The organism is uncultured Lacinutrix sp. (assembly GCF_947500605.1).
Taxonomy (GTDB): domain Bacteria; phylum Bacteroidota; class Bacteroidia; order Flavobacteriales; family Flavobacteriaceae; genus Lacinutrix.
The window spans coordinates 59,385-76,940 of record NZ_CANMSJ010000009.1 but is presented as its reverse complement, the minus strand read 5'-3'; the positions used below and the strand labels follow the sequence as shown (position 1 = coordinate 76,940).

The following is a 17,556-nucleotide window of genomic DNA, read 5'->3' as shown; positions in this document are numbered from 1 at the left end:
ATGGGAGCTATTAATAAACTATTTAAACTAAAAAGTAATGAAGCTACTAAGCCATTATTTGATAGTACAGAAGAAGCAAGGGAACAAGTTCGTGTCACTTATTATGAAAGTGGGTATGTAGCATCAACAAAGGCGTCAGGCAATGCGGTAACTTTTGGTGTTGGATTAAAGAATTTATATAACAGTTTTGAAGATTTATGTAGAAAACAATTAAACGAACAAGAAAGACTGAAACAACCTTATAAAGAACAACAAGAAAAAGAAAGAACAGAGCTTAAAAAAAGAGAAACAGCATTATTGATACATGAAGAACAAAAAAATATTTTAATAAAAAACATTGATGATTGTAAATTTGAAATGATAAACGTCAAACAGAATCCAGAAGTTTATGGAATAGATGTAGATAAAAGACCTAAGGCTCAATTCTATATTGGATTATTGTTATTATTACCAATAACAATTTACTTATTCGTATTTTATATTTCTGCATCATATTCTGCTTTTTTTAAAGATTTTGAAACAGGAAGTTTAACTGCAGCTATTTTTGATGCTAATGCATTAAATAAAGCAATTGCAGATGGATGGCTTGAGGCTATTTTTATAGGAACAATTCCTTTTGTCTTTATGGGATTAGGTTATCTAATACATATGTTTCAAAAAACAAAAAAAGTTGTCTCTTACATAAAATTATTAGCCCTTTTTGTTTTAACATTTATGTTTGATGTGATATTGGCATATTTAATAGAAAAAAAAATATTTGATTTTGATATGGTTTTAGGACAAAGTTTTTCGCCTTCAATGGCTCTTAAAAGTGTTAATTTTTGGGGGATTATTTTTGCTGGATTTGTAGTGTATTTAATTTGGGGATTGGTGTTCGATTTTGTAATGAAAGAACATGAAAACGTAGATAAAATAAAAGCATTTATAAGAAATAAAAAAGAGGAAATAAAAAATACAGAAAAGAAAAAAGCAGGTTTACTTCTAAAAGTTGATGATTTAAGGAGTGAAGTTGCTTCTATTAATGGTAAGATATCAGAACTTCAATCCAAAATTGATGGATTTGTTTTTCCTGTAAAAGAATATCTTCATTACCATTATCAATATAAAGAAGGATGGTATCAATTTATAAATGTGGTGTTAGCTTTACCTTCTAAATCAAAAGATGAATTGAGAAATAGTTGTGAGGAAGTCTCTCAAAACCATTTAAAAGAATTGAATTTAGAAGACATGGATTTTCAACACTTAATATTTGCTAAAAATTAATACAATGAAAAAAAGTATAAATAAAATTTTATTAGGCTTGGTACTTATTGTTTTTACGTCTTGTGTAAATGATACCGAAAAAAAAGTGAGTAAACCTAAAATTATGTCAAAACAAGCTAGTCTAAGTGCTTCAAACAAAAACTTAAACATTAGTTTTTTATTAGATTTGTCTGATAGAATAGATCCTATAAAGTATCCAAATGAATCTATGGAATACTATTTAAGAGACGTGGCTTATATTAAATCTGTTTCAGATGCTTTTGATACACATTTAAGAAGGAAAAAAATAAGAGGTATGAATGATAAAATTCAATTGTATTTTGATCCAGAACCTAGAAATCAAAATATAAATACAATCTCTAAAGGTTTAAAATATAATATAAATAGAAGTAATGTAACATTAGAACTTCTAGATAAGTTAAAAGAAAGCTATGCATTAAAACCAAAAGAAATATATGATTTAGCAATTATAGATAATAATTATGTAGGGTCTGATACTTGGAGATTTTTTAAAACAAAAGTTAATGATTATTGTGTTGAAGAAAATTATAGAAATATTTTAGTAGTGCTAACGGACGGCTATATATATCATGAAAACACAAAAATAAAAGAAGGAAATCTTACTACTTACTTAACACCTAAGGTTATTAGAGGCTTTAAGTTAAATAATAAAGATTGGAAAAATAAATTAGTAGAAGAACAATTTGGTTTTATACCAGCAACAGATGATTTATCTAATCTAGAAATTCTTGTTTTAGGGCTAAATCCAGATAATAAAAATCCTTACGAGCAAGAAGTTATTGTCAAATATTGGAAAGATTGGTTTGAAGCTATGAAAGTTAAAAGGTATGATGTTAAAACAGCAGAATTGCCATCAAACATGGATAAGATTATTAAAGATTTTATTTTAAACAATTAATTAAATTATATAAGCTATGTATAAACTTTGGCTATCATCATTATTGCTTGTAATTTCTCTACTTTCATTCAATACAAATAAAGAAGTTAAACCAACAATACTTTTGGGTAAAGTAGTTGGTATTATGGATGGAGACACTTTTAAATTATTAACTAAGGATTCAACAGTCGTAAAAGTAAGATTGGCAAATATAGATTGCCCAGAAAAAAAGCAATCATTTTCAACAAAAGCAAAGGATTTTGTTTCAGAGGCCATTTTTAATAAACATGTAACTGTTCAAGTCTTAAAAAAGGACAGATATAGACGATTAATAGCTAATGTGTTCTATGGAGATTCTATAAACCTTAATCATCAATTGGTGAAAAAAGGATTAGCATGGCATTATGTAAAATATTCTAAAGATACCATTTTACAAAGTTTAGAAGATAATGCTAAAAAAGACAAAGTAGGTTTATGGCAAGATTTGAATGCTATTTCTCCTTGGCAATGGAGAGATAATAAAAAAGAAGCCTATAGATTAAAGAAACTAAACAAAAACAAGGGTTAAAGAATATAATTATAAATGAAGTCCTTAAAAGTCTTATTATTAATCTTAACATTTGCTTTTGCAAATATTGTTGTGGCACAATCTGTTTACACCACAAAAACTGGAGAGAAATATCACAAGTCTAGTTGTAAATATTTAAAATATTCTAAAAAGGAATACACCTTAAAGAGAGCTTTAGAGCTTGGTTTTTCGGCATGTTCAGTTTGCAAGCCGGGTAAAGGTAAATCGACTTCAAATTCATTATCAAATAATAAACAAACTAGTATCGCCAAAAGTACATCTGCTTTGCAATGTATTGGAAAAACGAAAGCAGGAAAACGTTGTAAACGTAAAACTAAGAATACTAACCAAAGATGCTATCAGCACTAAATAGTTTAGGTTTTAGTTTGCAAAATAAAACACTTCAATAAACTAGGGTTGTTTCTTTTTAAGGTTTTTATTTCCGTTTTACGGAAACCCGTAATTAAGTATACTAGCTTTACTTTAAGTTTACCATCCCAAGTTAAATATGTATTAACCAAACAATAACTTCTTGGTAAATAGTAGAGTTTACATAGTAAATTATTGCTATAAATCAGTTTGTGTTTACTCCGCTTAAAAGCCTTGCTTAACCAGCGAGGCTTTTTTTATTAAAACATTAATTATTAGCAATGCCGCTAAAGAAATTATATCAATATAATAGGCAATACTAAAGAAGGTTTAAAAAAAAACATATTATTATCTCAGTTTAATTTTATTCCCAATAAATTTTATAATAAAAGAAGTAATGACATTTTGAAGAAAATTAACATCTATACAGCACCTCTAAAAAATAATGCCCTTTTAACTAGCTAGTTAAAAGGGCATTTGTGGAGCCGGAGAGAATCGAACTCTCGTCCAAACAAGTAACCAAAAGGGTTTCTACACGTTTATTCTTTTCTTAGGTTTTCGATTAAAAGCTGATTAAAGACAATCCACTTTTAACTTATCTTCTTTAGTTTCAAAAAGGCAACAAAGCACTACCTAATCTATATTGACATTTTCGATGTCTCATCTGGAACGCCGTCAATCAAGGCTTTCCGGAGACATAAAGCTCGTACACCTTGTGTACCGAGGCTTAATCTTACTATAATTCAGATTATGCAGCTAAAGCGTAGTTATTCTCGCCGATTAAAATTTGGTCTAGTCTTTAACGTGTTTCAATGCCATTACACGACGTGCTTACAATCTAATTAATCTCGCTGTCAAAACCAGTCGACCCCAAATATTAAATTATCTTGGCGTTACTCTACTTCGTAAAAACTACGTAGAGTCAGGCTTTCCGTTATATCTTTTGCAAAAAGCAAAAGGATGCCACTTCAATCCTTAACGCACTCACTCAAAACCTTAAAAGCATCAAGTAAAGAATGCAAAGTTATTAAGAAAGTTTGTATAAGCCTACTTTTACTACTATTTTAGTACAAAAATTATTCCAATCACAATTATATATGAAATTCGCCATAATAAAAGAACGTAAAAACCCACCAGACAGACGTGTGGTATTCTCACCAGAAAAACTAGCAGAAGCTAGGTCGCAATTCCCGCAAGCAGAGTTTGTTGTTGAGTCTAGCGACATTCGTGTGTTCCCAGACGAGGCATACCGAGCGCTAGGTTTTGAGGTAACAGACAACGTGTCCGATTGTGATGTTATGATAGGCGTAAAAGAAGTGCCAATAGAAAACCTAATACCAAATAAAAAATACTTTTACTTTTCGCATACCATAAAAAAGCAGCCTTACAATCGTAAGTTACTTTTGGCAATGCTAGAAAGAAACATAGAAATGTATGATCATGAAACCATTGTAAAACAAAATGGTGCACGATTAATTGGTTTTGGTCGCTATGCAGGATTAGTAGGTGCTTATAATGGTTTTAGAGCTTTAGGGCTAAGAGACGGTTTGTTTAATTTGCCAAAAGTAGAAACACTAGCAGATTTAGATGCTGTTAAAGCAGAATTAGATAAAATAACACTTCCAAATATTAAAATACTACTTACAGGAACAGGAAAAGTAGCATTAGGAGCAAAAGAGATTTTAGACCATTTAAAAATAAAAGAAGTTAGTGACGCGTTATATTTAACAACAGCATTTACAGAACCTGTTTATGTAATGGCAGATGTAATGGAATATGCAAAACGCGCAGACGGTAAAGTAGGAGATAAGTGGGAATTCTATAAAGACCCAACAGGATACATAAGTAACTTTATGCCTTATGCAAAAGAAACAGATTTCTTTATCGCAGGACATTTTTATGGAAACAATGCACCTTATCTTTTTACAAGAGAAGACGCTAAATCTCCAGATTTTAAAATTAATTTGGTAGCAGATATTTCTTGCGATGTAGATGGACCGGTAGCATCAACATTAAAAGCATCTACAATTGCAGATCCTTTTTATGGTTACCATGCGGAAACAGAAAAAGAAGTAGCCTTTAACGCAAAAGATGCTATTACAGTTATGGCAGTAGATAACTTACCTTGCGAGTTACCAAAAGATGCTAGTGAAGGTTTTGGAGAAATGTTTTTAAAACATGTAATACCATCGTTTTTTAATAACGATAAGAACGAAATTTTAAAACGAGCAAAAATAACGACAAGCGATAGTAAATTAACACCGCGATTTAAATATTTACAAGACTACGTAGACGGAGAAAAATAAATAGTACAAAAATAAATACATGCACCAAACAGCGGTAGTAACAGGAGCAGCATCAGGATTAGGATACGAGTTAATGCTGTTGTTAGCAAAAGATAACTACAATTTAGTTTTAATAGATATAGATGAGGTAAGACTAGAAGAAATTAAAAAACAAATACAAAAAACTACCAGCTGTAACGTAAAGGTTATGGCTGTAGATTTAAGCAAGAGTAATAGTGCCCAAATTGTTTTTAATACTATTAAAAACGTAGAAATAGATGTTTTAGTTAATTGTGCAGGTTTTGGTATTTATGGTTCTTTTGTAGATAATAATTGGGAGCAGGAATCTGCAATGTTAAATTTACATATTATAACTATTACACATTTAACCAAGCTTGTTTTGCAAGGCATGATAAAACGAGATTATGGTAAAATATTAAACGTCTCTTCTTTAGCAGCATTTCAGCCAGGGCCAATGATGGCTTTATATTATGCCTCGAAATCGTATTTACTTTCTTTTTCCGAAGCTATAGCAAACGAACTTAAAGGAACAGGTGTTTCAGTTACTGTTTTATGTCCAGGGCCAACCAAAACCTGTTTTCAAGAAGTGGTTTCTAGCGCTTCTTCAGAAAATAAAATAAGTTTTAATATGGCTTGCCCAAAAGCAGTTGCTGCATATGGTTATAAAGCAATGTTAAAAGGTAAAGTAGTTGCAGTTCCGGGAAATTTTAATAAGTTTTTAGCAAATTTACCACGTTTCTTAACAAGAAACAGAACAACCAAAATTGTTAGAAAAATTCAAGAAAAAAATAGAGAGAAATCTTCAACTGTTACAAATTTTGAAAATGATGTTGCATTAATTAAAAAAAGTGTTTAATACAGCATATTAAAGTGTTAACAACAAATAAAATTTTAGATTAGGAGTTATTAAAGACTAGTTGTTATATTTATATAAGATAAAAAATAGATTATGAAATTAATAAAGAATGTATTCATTTTAGCATTTTTGTTTGCGTTAACCGCTTGCCAGAATGATAATAATATACCTATAAACGAAAGTTCTGAAGCTGGAGAAACTAATCCGTTTTTACAGAATTTTGGAAGTGCCATTCAGGCTCGTTTTATTGGGACAGTTGTAAACGAGGAAGATAATCCAATAGCAGGAGCTACTATTAATATTGGTTCTACTTTTACTGTAACAGATGCTAACGGTGTATTTTCAATAGTTAGTGCAACAGTTTACAGTAAGTTTGCAGATATAAAAGTGAGTAAAAATGGTTTTATTAATAGTTCTCGAGCCTTAGTGCCAACAAGCGGTGTTAACCAAGTTAAAATAATGTTGTTAAGTTTAGATCCTGTAGCAACAATAATTGCAGGTCAACCATTAACTATAGCTTTACCAGATGGTGTAGAAGTAGATTTTCCAGGGCAGTTTACAAATCAATTTGGAGGAGCATATCAAGGAAATGTAGATATTATAATGAAATCGTTAAGTGTAGATAATGAATACTTTACGCAAATGATGCCTGGTAATTTAACTGCAGAAAATATAGACGGAGAACTTAGAGTTTTAGAATCTTATGGAATGATTGCTGTTGAGTTAAGAGGAGATGGCGGAGAAGAATTAAATATCGCTCCAGGAGAACCAGGGATTATAAGAGTTCCAGTTGCTAGTAGCATTACAAATCCTCCTGCTACAATTCCATTATGGTATTTTGATGAAGATAATGGGTATTGGAAAGAAGAAGGTTCTGCAACGTTAGTTAATGGAAGATACGAAGGAGAAGTTTCTCATTTTAGTTTCTGGAATTGTGACGCACCTTTTGAAACTATCGATTTTTGTGTTACAATAGTTGATCAAAATAACAATCCTATTCCTAATATTTTAGTGCAAATAGAAAGAGATGCCTCTGGTTGGAGTTCTACTACTTCTGGGTATACAGATAATAATGGACTGGTTTGTGGTTTAGTTCCTGCAAATGAAACTCTAACCTTAACTGTTTCAGATTTTGGATGTGTAAGTAACGAATTTTCTATGGCGTTAGGGCCTTATTCCGAAGATCAAAACATATCAGTAACCGCACAAAGTGGAGGCGCTTTAACAACAAATTTCACCGCTATTTTTAACGATTGCAATGGAGATGCTATTACTAATGGATACCTTCAATTAGTATATAATAACCAATCGCAAATAATTCCAATTACAGATGGAGAAATTGCTGTTGTAATAGATTATTGTGCTTCAGATACTTCGTATTCTGCACAAGTAATAGACGTTACTAATAGTCAGTCTACAGGTGTTTTTAATGGGAGTTTTACAGCGCCAACTACAGATTTAGGCACAGAAATGTCTTGTGTTGATTTAGTAGATACAGATGCTGATGGTATTTTTGATATTGATGAAGATGTAAACGGAAATAGTAACTTAGATGATGATGATACCGATAATGATGGGATTCCAAATTACCAAGATGAAGACGATGATGGAGATGGAATAAATACAGCAGATGAAGATGCTAATAATGATGGTAACCCAATGAACGATGATACAGATGGAGATCAAACACCAGATTATTTAGACGATATCGATAACAATTCTAATATGTTTGATGCCGAAATTTATGAAATAGGTTGTGCAATTGATGTTTATACCTACGATTTTTCATTGTATTATGAAGATGGTTCTTTTCCAAACTTTGTTTATAATTATTATGAAACTTTAATGGATGCGCAAAGTGAAGTTAATGCCTTGTCAATGCCTTATACATCAATAGTTATTGGAGTGCAACAACTTTATGTAAGAGTAGAAAGTGATAATACAGGACAAAATATAATTGGAGTTATTACTGCGTTAGGTTTCGAAGATAGCGATGGAGACGGTTTGTTTAATTGTGAGGAATTGTCTGGTAACGATTTTACAGAAACAACTTGTAATCCTAATGGAAATATTACAGATCCAAATGACCCAGACACCGATGGAGATGGCGTAGACGATTGTAGTGAAGCTACAAACGGTACAGATCCAAACGATCCTTTAGACTTTTAATATTAAATACTATTAAATATAAAAGCCACGATATATATCGTGGCTTTTTCTTTTTATAAAATCTATTTAATTAAGATTTTAATAAATCTATCATTAAGTCCATTTCTTGTTTTAACTTATCGTTACTGCCACTAAAACCAACAGCTCTAAAGTTTATTTTTCCAGTAGGGCCAATAATTATTTTAGTAGGTATTCCAGTAATACCATATTTTTTAGCAACTTCGTAATCGTTACTATCTTTTACTTTTCCATCAATTAACACATGGAAATCGTAGTTGTTATCTTTAATAAATTTAGCTACATTTTCTTCTCTGTTTTTACCATCTTCAAAAGTATCTACAAAAAGTAAAACAACACTTTCATCGTCTTTATACTTTTCTACTACTTGTTGCATTCCTGGAAAAGAAGCTTTACAAGGTCCGCACCATGTTGCCCAGAAATCTAAAATCACTGTTTTTCCTTTTAAATCTCCAAGTGAAACGTTTTCTCCATCTAAATTTTTAAGTACAAATTGTGGCGCTTCTTCGTCAAGCATAGACTTCTTTAATTCGGCTAATTCTCTTTCGTGGTTCGCTTTGTCTATTTTAGAAATAATAGAATCAAAATCTGTAGCATCAGGATTTATTGAGGTATAAGCTGTTTTGTAAAACTCTTTTATTTTACTAGTTCCATGACCTTCACTTAAAAATAAATTAGCTTCTTCTGCTGCTAATTTATATTGCTTATCTGCAACTAAAAATTCAATATAGCGTTCGTTAACATCACTGCTTTTTCCATCTCCAATAGCTTTAGCTTGGTATGTAATCGCTTCTTTTACGTTTCCTAATTTGTATTGTAGTAAAGCGTAAGTGTCTGCAAACATATTGTAAGCATCATCAACACTTTTTTTGTATTGATTTTCAGTATAGTAAGCAGGCTTGTTAGATACATCTTGTTTTGCTTCCATTAATAAATCTAAAGAAGCTTTAGACAGTTGAGAAGCCATTTCCATGTTTTTTCCTTCTTCGGCAGCAGGCCAAGCAACACTGTTGTATAATCCAGCTTTATCGTTTGGGTTAGTTATTTTACTTGCGTATAATTTAAAACCAGCTTCGTCTCCTTCTTTAAATTTTTGAGCAGCAATACTGTTTGCAGCGTAAGATAATGAAGGACTCATTCCGAATTTAGTTTCAAGTTCGTTAAAAATAGTTTCCTTTTCATCTAATGTTTTTGAACCATAAAAATCATTCATTAAAGCTTGTTGCTTCAATTCTCCATTAGGAAATTTTGCAATTGCAATCTTAGAAATAGAATCGACACCTTTTGCATCTCTTAAGTTTCTGTATATAGTGCTTATTTGTGTGTAGTCTTCTTCTGTTAAATCTTTTTTCGCAGCGAATTCAGTTAACATTGTATTAGCCAATGCTTTTCCTTTTTTGCTGTCACTTCTCATAACATTACTTAAATATCGAGTTCCCCAAAGTTCTTTAAGTTCTGGATTAGCTGTAATATCTGCTTCAAGTGTTTTTGCTAAAACATCTGCATCGCCTTCTATTCCGTAATTTTGACCATTACCAGATTTGTAAGCTTCCATACTAGAATTGCTTCCAATAATAGTTGCTCCATCTTTATCTAAAACAGGAAATAGATAGCCTTTTTTATCATTATCTAAATACTTTCCATCTACTTTTAAGTTTAAAGCAATTGCAGTAATAGAATCTGGAATTGAAATAGTTGCTTTCCCGTTTTCAAAATTTAAATCCTTTGGGTAGGATTTGTAACCATTAAGCATATAGTAAAAACCTTCCATATCTTGGTCTTCTCCATTATAAGTAATAGTAATTGGCTTGTTGTGTGTTACAACGTCTGCAGAAAGTTCAAAATCACCCATAGTATAAGTGTTTGTTTTTTCTACTTTTTCTGTTTCTTTCTTACATGAAAAAACAAGTAGTACCGCAAGTAGTAATCCAGCTGATAAATGTTTCATTTTTTTGTTTAAGTTTTGGTTAATCTTATAAAAATAATAAATTGAAAATTAGTATTGTATTAATTTCTTGTTATTGTTTTATAATAAGAGACTTATGGTTGTTAAATGAACTAGAATCATATTATGTTAAGGAATAAAAAAGATTATTTTTTTAAGCGTTTAAAAACGGAATAGCCAAGTTGTAAAAAGAAACCAAATAATAGTGTGAATAACCAAACTTCTTTATTTGTAATAGGATGAAGTATCATGTTTATAATGTCACTAAATAATTGCTGCGGATGACTTAAAATTTGCCAAGAATTATAGCGTAAAAATCGACCAATATAAACACCAAAAGCAGATAGAAATATGGTTGTAGTAATTAAAGCTTCCGAAACCTTTCTGCTTAAAAAAGATAAGAGTAAATTTTTCATTTGAAATAAAGAAAAATAAAACAAAAACATACCAGTGATTGCAAATGCACTAATTACTAAAGTATCTATCCAAATGATATTAAAGGTGCTTCTGCTTAAATGATATAAATCTGTAATTATATATGGAGCATTACGTAAAAAGGCTAACCAAGCACCAAAAGCTAGTATAAAACTGATTTTGTTTAGTTTCTTTTTATCGGATAAATACATTGTAATAACATAAGGAATAATGGCTAAAAATATATTCCAAACTAAAAAAGTATAGTAAAGTGTTTTGGTAATTGCTATTCTAAAAAATAGAATGACAAAACTAAAAAACATAAGCATAAATAGAATACTTAAAGAATGCGCTTGTTTTGGAAATAGCGTTTTAAAGATATTAGCAATATTTCTTTTTTTTAGGTATTTGATTTCACGAATTTCAGTCTTCATTTTTAATGCTTTTTTTATTAATAGAAATGTCTGTAATCAAAATAAATATTGTGCCCAAAGTATAGGCGATGAGGTCTTGAATGCTAAAAGATGTGCCTAATATTGTTGCAATTAATCTATTGTCTCTTAAATTTAAAAACTCTAAAATGTTTGCTAGTTGTAAGAATTCAATAATAAAAGCAATAGCAAGTACTAGCACAGCTACTAATATGGGCTTGATGTTTAAAAAACTTTTAATAAAACAATAGATTAGAATTACGGATAAGAAATCGCCAAACGTGTGCCTTATAAATCCGCCTTTTAAGAATATAGCAATAGCAATTTCTATTAATAACAGAAGGTAAAAGGATGCGAAGTAATAAGGTTGAAATGTAGTTTTCATGTGTTGTTGTTTTAATTACATTTTTTTAGAAGGCTCGTTTTATATAATGTCTATTTTTTTACCAAGAAACTTAGGCTGCACTCTAAAGAGGATGTCTAAAACGGCTTTTGTTTTTGCTAAGTATTCTCTAAGGTTAGTTTTTAAACCGTACCGACCTGTTGTGTTTTTAGCATTGAAAGCGATAGCATTAATGTTGTTTTTCTGAGCTAAGTAAATGGCACGTTCGTTATGGAATTTTTGAGATATGATTGTGCATTCGGTTAAACTAAATATAGCTTTTGCTCTAACCATAGAGTCTAAAGTTCTAAATCCAGCATAGTCGAGAAAGATCTTATGTTCTGGAATGCCTTTGGCTATTAAATCGTTTTTAAAGGTGGAAGGTTCGTCGTAGTCTTTCCTACTATTATCTCCACTTATCAAAATGTATTCTATCTTTCCTGCATTGTAAAGTACTTCAGCAGCTTCCAATCTGTATTTGTAATATAAATTAATGCGATTGCCATTAGTAAATTTACTTGCGCCTAGAACGATTCCGACTTTGTTTTTAGGAATGTTTTTAATTTCTGAAAACGTTTTACCTTCAGCATTATAAATAATTATACCATTACATATTACTGCGAATATTACCGTTAGAGCTGTAATTATAGAAACCTTTTTCATGTATTTAAGTAATTTAGTTTTAAGTCTGCTCATAATGTAAATTGTTAATGGTTTGTATTTGCTGCTTCGAAAATATAGCTTGCCTTATAGTGTTTATATTCACTTTTAATAGTGATTTAAAATCTAGATTATGAAACACATTTGCTTCTTTACCTATTTTATAAGATTGTAAATAGTATGTGAAATAGTCTGGAAGAATAATAGTGCCTAAAATTACCACACCATACAAATACGGACTTCGTTTACCATTTGCTAAACTTAAATATTGTAAAGCAATTTCATCTTCTACTTTTGTACTGTAACCTGTTAAAACATGGTAACAATCATGACGTTCTACTTTTGGAATGAGCTCGAAATTATTTTTATCGAGAAATAAACCCAAACGGTAACCTAAACTGTTTTTAGAATAAGAGAGCAAATCTGATTTAGTAATTTGCCATGGTTTCTGGTTTTTATAAATACGAGTATAGAGTTTACTTGAAGCCTCGAATAGCCAATTAATAAGTTGTTTTCTTAGTGTTTTCATACCTTATTTTCTTTTGCAAACCATACCCATGATTGTGCTGTTGTAATAAATACTGTAATGAAGAAACTAATAGAATAAATATCAGCTCTTGATGCTATTACTCCCATAAGACACAAGCCAAACATTACTATTGCATAATATGGAAAGTACTTTTTTGCAATAGCGTAATTACTTATAGTGTCTTTTTTTAAAATCCAGAAGATTGGGCATATTGTAATAATTATTACAAGTGTTACGCAAATAAAAATTGGGATTGCCGATAACAATACAATTCCGGCTAAGTCCATACTTACATCTTTTGTAAAATTGATTATCCAGAAAATACACATGGCTAATAATGTAGATTTCCCTACGTTAGATGGAACATTCATTAATAGTTTTGTGTTTTGGTGTTATTACTTTGTTTTAAGTTCTCGTAGGTGTATTCCTGCCAGTTTCGGTCTTCTAATAATTCAATAAAATTGGTGTGTTTATTATTTATTCTTTTGTAGTTATTACTACTTAACGTGTTTTTATCGTTGTATGTTTTTAATAAGGAAGCATTGTTATTAGATAACTTTATTAGGTAGTTTAAATCTACAGATTGTGCATAGTTAATGTTGTAATACGTTATATGGTAATCCCAATTTACAGCGCTGCAAAGCATAAGTATTGCAAAAGCTATTTGTGTATTTACTCTAAATAGAAACAGTAAATTTTTAACTTTTAGTACTTTTAGAAAGGTTGTTACAAGTCCTATAAATGTTAATAGTAAGTATATGTAAACACCAACACGTTTATAGGTGAAGCCAAAGGATGAAACATAAATGTTGTTTTTAAGTGCAATTAGAATAACTAATACAGCATTTAAAATAATCCATATAAATGCTAAACTTTTTAATGTTTTATTGTCTTTATAGAAGTTAAGATTTCCTCTAAAAAAGTATAGAATAATAACAATTGCAATTACAATAGAGGCTATTAAAGCATTAATGCCGCTATGCACCTGATTTGATAATGTTTCAGCATTTGAAGTAGCAGACGTGCTAATAGCAATAATATCTGTAACTAAATAAAATACGATTAATACATTAAGCAATAGCATAAGCGTTGTGCCCAGTTGTTTTTCTTTTTTTAAATCTTCTTCAGAAAAATTCTTGCCTTTAAATAGTGAGTTTCCTGTCTCTAAATCCAATTTTGTTGCGTGTTCGACTTCCACAGGATTTATAATATTACTGAATAAGAAGTAACCTAAAACCGAAAATAAAATCCATTGCATGTTGATGAACTTTAGATTTATTTGAGAGATTAAATCGTTAAAAACTGAGTTTCCGTTTTTGTAAAGCAGAATAAAAACAATAATAAATACTAATGGTATGCCTATTAGTTTTATCCAATGTATAAAGTCAATGTCTTTTTTTAGTATGGGCTTAGCTTCTTTTTCGTTAAAATGAAAACTCCTATGAAAGAAGCCTGCAACAGTTGTGTAAAAACCATTTAACCAATTTACAAATATTGAAGATCTAGCTTCAGTAATACTACCAATTAAAGTAAAAAAGACAACACAGTTTGTTATTATAGATAATGTAGTGTGTTGAAAGAACACTATTGCTGCAGTTACTAAATAGAGTAGAGCATAGATAATTGTTGCTTTATTCTTAAACTTATTGGTATTGCTAATAATTAATACGATTAAAGTAAGGATGCTGAAAATGGATAGATTTAATCCAATATTCTGACTGTAGAATAAAGTACTAAATACAAGAGACGAGAGAATGATGATGGCTTGTTTCATAAGTTTTATTTATTATTTAAAAGTACTTTGAAATTCAAAGTAAGTGTATAAAAAAAAGGAACTAAGATTTGTGTATTAATTTTTCCAAAGCGTTAATGTGTTTTTTAAACTCAGCTTTTCCTAATGGAGTAGTGCTGTATCTTGTATTGGGTTTCTTGCCAATAAATTGTTTTTCAATTTTAATATATTCTGCTTTTTCTAAGGCCTTTGTATGGCTTGCTAAGTTGCCATCTGTGGCTCCCAGGAGTTCTTTAAGCATATTAAAATCGGCATACTCGTTCACCATTAAAATAGACATGATGCCTAGTCTAATTCTGTGGTCGAATAGTTTATTTATGTTAGTTATTATGCTCATACATTTCCTGCGCAGGCAAGAATCTATTTAGTTATTAATTTATTGTCGTTTTCGATAATCGATTTCATTATCGTTAATATATTTAATTTTTCGAAAAAGATAAGATGCACCACCTGTAAATAAACCAAAGATTAATGATACTGGAATTAACATAATAAAGGCTTGCTTTGTGGTCTTTCGTTTGGCCATTTGCTTAACAGTTGCAACAGAGTTTTTTGTTATTTCTTCATTATCAATTAATCCGTTTTTATCAATATCGTAAAAAGCAACACGCTCCTCAAACTTAATATTATCGTAATAAGTATATAGTAAACCACAGGCGTAAACTATAATGGCTGCAATTATTCCTACTTTTAATGTTTTACTCATTTTGTATCGTATTTAAAATGCATAATAGATCCGTATATAATATGCATAACACCAAATCCTATTATCCAAAGATAAAAACCATAACCAGGATAAAGCGTAGCAATAAGGCCTAAAATTATTTCTATAAAGCCTAAATATTTAATGTCACCAATACTGTATTTCGATGCGCTAACTAAAGCTAACCCATAAAATATTAGCATTAAACCACCTGTTTGGCCATATTTTCCTTGTGCTAAAATAATTAGAATGTATAAGCCACCAGCAACTAATGGAATTAAAAAATTAAAGATTAATCGTCTTGAAGAAGTGTCCCAAATTTTTTCACCATTTTTTTTAGCTTTTCTAGTTGTAAGAAAAATGCCTGTGACAGCGCTAAAAAAAGCAACCAAAAACAATACGAACATTACAGTTCTAAATATCCAACCGTCAAGAGTTAATACGCCATAACTATAAGAGTTTACTAAGTAGTAAGTTACAGCAGCTCCAATAAGTGCATAAACTCCGGCGAGTATTCCAGACAATCCACTTAGTGATATAAAGCGTGAACTTTTATTCATTAAGTTTTTAATCTCACTAATGTCTTTTAAATAATCTTTATCGCTCATAACAAAAGTACTTTGAATTACAAAGTAAATTGAATTTATCGAATTAAACAAGTTAATTGTTTCCCAATTTTAATAAGAATTATTTAAGTTGAAAATTAGAAGCCAATTAAACGTTGTTTTGTAATAGCTTTTATTAATTTTAATTTCGAAACGAATATTCTATTGAATGAATCCTGCAGAGAACTATATTATAAACCAACCAGAGCCATACCGTTCTATATTGTTACACGTGCAAGTTATTATAGAGCACACTATCCCAGAAGCGGAGTTGAAATATAAATGGAATATACCTTGTTATTATGTTGGTAAACGTCCTATTTGCTATTTAAATGCGAGCCATAAAAACGAGTTTGTAGATATTGCATTTTGGCATTCAAGTTATATTACTAAATATACAGAGCGTTTAATAAGTGAAAACCGAAAAGTAGTAAAATCGTTGCGATATAAAACGTTAGAAAATGTAAACGATGTTGTTTTAATTTCTATTTTAAAACAGGTAAACAGTAATAAAGAACCAGGTTTTTATAAGAAGTAAGTTTTAGATTAAAATCTAAAAAAAAGCAGATTGCAATTAATCAGGAACAGGACCGTGCCTAAATACAGCATAAATAACTGCAATTAAAAATAAGGATAATAAGATAAAAAGAAACGAAGCACCAATTTTTAAAAACGGTTCGCTTCCTACATTTAGGTATGAACTATCGTAAACGTCTTCAAATATTTGTTGTCTTTCGTATGTATTGGGATACCTAAATTTTAATATTAAATATCCCAATCCACTAAGAATTAATTCAATCAAGTTTTATAAAGTGTTAACTAACTTTCTAATAGCAGTTAAATTAGTTAATAAGCCTTCTAAATTATCTAAATGTAGCATATTAGCGCCATCACTTTTTGCATTTGCAGGATCAAAATGTGTTTCTATAAATAAACCATCTACATTGTTTACAATTCCAGCACGTGCAATAGTTTCTATCATGTCTGGTCTACCACCTGTAACTCCAGCACTTTGGTTTGGCTGTTGTAAAGAATGTGTAACGTCTAATACTGTAGGTGCAAATTCTCGCATAGTTGGTATGCCTCTAAAATCTACAATCATATCTTGGTAACCAAACATAGTACCTCTGTCTGTAATCCAAGCTTTGTCGCTTCCTGCGTCTTTTACTTTTTGTACAGCATGCTTCATAGCTTCCGGACTCATAAACTGACCTTTTTTAAGGTTTACAACTTTTCCTGTTTTTGCAGCAGCAACAACTAAATCTGTTTGGCGTACTAAAAAAGCAGGTATTTGCAATACATCTACATATTGAGCTGCTTTTGCAGCGTCACTAACTTCGTGAATATCTGTAACTGTAGGAACATTAAATTTTTCTGAAACTTTTGCTAATATCTCTAAGGCTTTCTCATCTCCAATTCCTGTAAAACTATCTATTCTACTTCTGTTGGCTTTTTTAAAACTGCCTTTAAAAATGTAAGGAATTTCTAATTTATTAGTGATTTCTAGAACACGTTCTGCAATTCTAAAAGCCATGTCCTCGCTTTCTATGGCACAAGGTCCACATAAAAGAAAAAAGTTATTAGAATTTGTATGTTTTATTTTAGGTATGTCTTGAAGTAGCATATGTAGTAGTCTTAAGTTTGATTG

At 30.4% G+C, this 17,556-nt stretch carries 20 protein-coding genes and 1 other RNA gene; 8 read left to right on the top strand and 13 right to left on the bottom strand.

Going from position 1 to position 17,556, the window contains the following annotated elements:
• Genes Q0935_RS12710 through Q0935_RS12695 form a run of 4 tightly spaced genes read left to right on the top strand, consistent with a single transcriptional unit; the run spans position 1 to position 3,098 of the window.
• Complete coding sequence (locus Q0935_RS12710; protein WP_299252898.1) at positions 1-1,263, top strand: ABC transporter permease; 1,263 nt, start codon at positions 1-3, stop codon at positions 1,261-1,263.
• A gap of 4 nt (positions 1,264-1,267) precedes the next feature.
• Entirely contained in the window at positions 1,268-2,182 is a 915-nt protein-coding gene (locus Q0935_RS12705) for a hypothetical protein (RefSeq protein ID WP_299386784.1), read from the top strand.
• 16 nt (positions 2,183-2,198) lie between these two features.
• Complete coding sequence (locus Q0935_RS12700) at positions 2,199-2,729, top strand: thermonuclease family protein (RefSeq protein WP_299386780.1); 531 nt, start codon at positions 2,199-2,201, stop codon at positions 2,727-2,729.
• Positions 2,730-2,744: 15 nt separating this feature from the next.
• Positions 2,745-3,098: a hypothetical protein gene (locus tag Q0935_RS12695; protein WP_299386777.1), complete on the top strand. Its 354-nt coding sequence runs from the start codon at positions 2,745-2,747 to the stop codon at positions 3,096-3,098.
• Positions 3,099-3,575: 477 nt separating this feature from the next.
• Here Q0935_RS12695 and ssrA read toward each other — a convergent pair.
• Positions 3,576-3,970: a transfer-messenger RNA gene (gene ssrA / locus Q0935_RS12690) on the bottom strand.
• 225 nt (positions 3,971-4,195) lie between these two features.
• Here ssrA and Q0935_RS12685 point away from each other — a divergent pair.
• From Q0935_RS12685 to Q0935_RS12675, 3 genes are all read left to right on the top strand, one after another.
• Positions 4,196-5,404, top strand: coding sequence for an NAD(P)-dependent oxidoreductase (locus tag Q0935_RS12685; protein WP_299386773.1), 1,209 nt, complete (start codon positions 4,196-4,198; stop codon positions 5,402-5,404).
• A gap of 19 nt (positions 5,405-5,423) precedes the next feature.
• Positions 5,424-6,260 (top strand): SDR family oxidoreductase, encoded by an 837-nt coding sequence (locus tag Q0935_RS12680; RefSeq protein WP_299252884.1) that lies wholly within the window; start codon positions 5,424-5,426, stop codon positions 6,258-6,260.
• 93 nt (positions 6,261-6,353) lie between these two features.
• Positions 6,354-8,429 (top strand): hypothetical protein, encoded by a 2,076-nt coding sequence (locus tag Q0935_RS12675; protein ID WP_299386769.1) that lies wholly within the window; start codon positions 6,354-6,356, stop codon positions 8,427-8,429.
• Between the two features lie 70 nt (positions 8,430-8,499).
• On the opposite strand, the gene Q0935_RS12670 is transcribed toward Q0935_RS12675, so the two are convergent.
• The 10 genes from Q0935_RS12670 to Q0935_RS12625 all read right to left on the bottom strand — a co-directional run bounded on the left by Q0935_RS12670 (position 8,500) and on the right by Q0935_RS12625 (position 15,911).
• Positions 8,500-10,395 (bottom strand): TlpA disulfide reductase family protein, encoded by a 1,896-nt coding sequence (locus Q0935_RS12670; protein WP_299386766.1) that lies wholly within the window; start codon positions 10,393-10,395, stop codon positions 8,500-8,502.
• 143 nt (positions 10,396-10,538) lie between these two features.
• On the bottom strand, positions 10,539-11,240 hold the full coding sequence (locus Q0935_RS12665; protein WP_299386762.1) for a DUF1361 domain-containing protein: 702 nt from the start codon (positions 11,238-11,240) through the stop codon (positions 10,539-10,541).
• On the bottom strand, positions 11,230-11,622 hold the full coding sequence (locus Q0935_RS12660; protein WP_299386759.1) for a DUF2809 domain-containing protein: 393 nt from the start codon (positions 11,620-11,622) through the stop codon (positions 11,230-11,232). The genes Q0935_RS12665 and Q0935_RS12660 overlap by 11 nt, the downstream gene beginning before the upstream one ends.
• Before the next feature lie 39 nt (positions 11,623-11,661).
• Positions 11,662-12,315, bottom strand: a complete 654-nt coding sequence (locus Q0935_RS12655; RefSeq protein WP_299386755.1) for an ElyC/SanA/YdcF family protein — start codon at positions 12,313-12,315, stop codon at positions 11,662-11,664.
• On the bottom strand, positions 12,302-12,808 hold the full coding sequence (locus Q0935_RS12650; protein ID WP_299386751.1) for a Coq4 family protein: 507 nt from the start codon (positions 12,806-12,808) through the stop codon (positions 12,302-12,304). Before Q0935_RS12650 ends, Q0935_RS12655 begins: the two co-directional genes overlap by 14 nt.
• A complete protein-coding gene (locus Q0935_RS12645; protein WP_299386747.1) occupies positions 12,805-13,179 on the bottom strand; it encodes a hypothetical protein in 375 nt (124 codons plus the stop codon). The genes Q0935_RS12650 and Q0935_RS12645 overlap by 4 nt, the downstream gene beginning before the upstream one ends.
• Positions 13,179-14,582 carry a DUF4173 domain-containing protein gene (locus Q0935_RS12640; protein ID WP_299386743.1) on the bottom strand — a complete coding sequence of 468 codons (1,404 nt, stop codon included), beginning with the start codon at positions 14,580-14,582 and terminating at the stop codon, positions 13,179-13,181. Before Q0935_RS12640 ends, Q0935_RS12645 begins: the two co-directional genes overlap by 1 nt.
• Positions 14,583-14,643: 61 nt before the next feature.
• On the bottom strand, positions 14,644-14,937 hold the full coding sequence (locus tag Q0935_RS12635) for a transcriptional regulator (RefSeq protein WP_299386739.1): 294 nt from the start codon (positions 14,935-14,937) through the stop codon (positions 14,644-14,646).
• Between the two features lie 39 nt (positions 14,938-14,976).
• Complete coding sequence (locus Q0935_RS12630) at positions 14,977-15,306, bottom strand: hypothetical protein (protein ID WP_299386736.1); 330 nt, start codon at positions 15,304-15,306, stop codon at positions 14,977-14,979.
• A complete protein-coding gene (locus Q0935_RS12625) occupies positions 15,303-15,911 on the bottom strand; it encodes a hypothetical protein (RefSeq protein WP_299386733.1) in 609 nt (202 codons plus the stop codon). The genes Q0935_RS12630 and Q0935_RS12625 overlap by 4 nt, the downstream gene beginning before the upstream one ends.
• A gap of 166 nt (positions 15,912-16,077) precedes the next feature.
• On the opposite strand from Q0935_RS12625, the gene Q0935_RS12620 reads away from it, so the two are divergent.
• Positions 16,078-16,446, top strand: a complete 369-nt coding sequence (locus Q0935_RS12620) for a DUF1801 domain-containing protein (protein WP_299386728.1) — start codon at positions 16,078-16,080, stop codon at positions 16,444-16,446.
• A 36-nt stretch (positions 16,447-16,482) separates the two neighbouring features.
• Here the strand turns inward: Q0935_RS12620 and Q0935_RS12615 are convergent, their stop codons facing one another.
• Both Q0935_RS12615 and kdsA read right to left on the bottom strand, forming a co-directional pair.
• Complete coding sequence (locus Q0935_RS12615; protein WP_299386723.1) at positions 16,483-16,686, bottom strand: hypothetical protein; 204 nt, start codon at positions 16,684-16,686, stop codon at positions 16,483-16,485.
• 27 nt (positions 16,687-16,713) lie between these two features.
• Complete coding sequence (gene kdsA, locus Q0935_RS12610) at positions 16,714-17,532, bottom strand: 3-deoxy-8-phosphooctulonate synthase (protein WP_299386718.1); 819 nt, start codon at positions 17,530-17,532, stop codon at positions 16,714-16,716.
• Between the last annotated feature and the right edge of the window lie 24 nt (positions 17,533-17,556).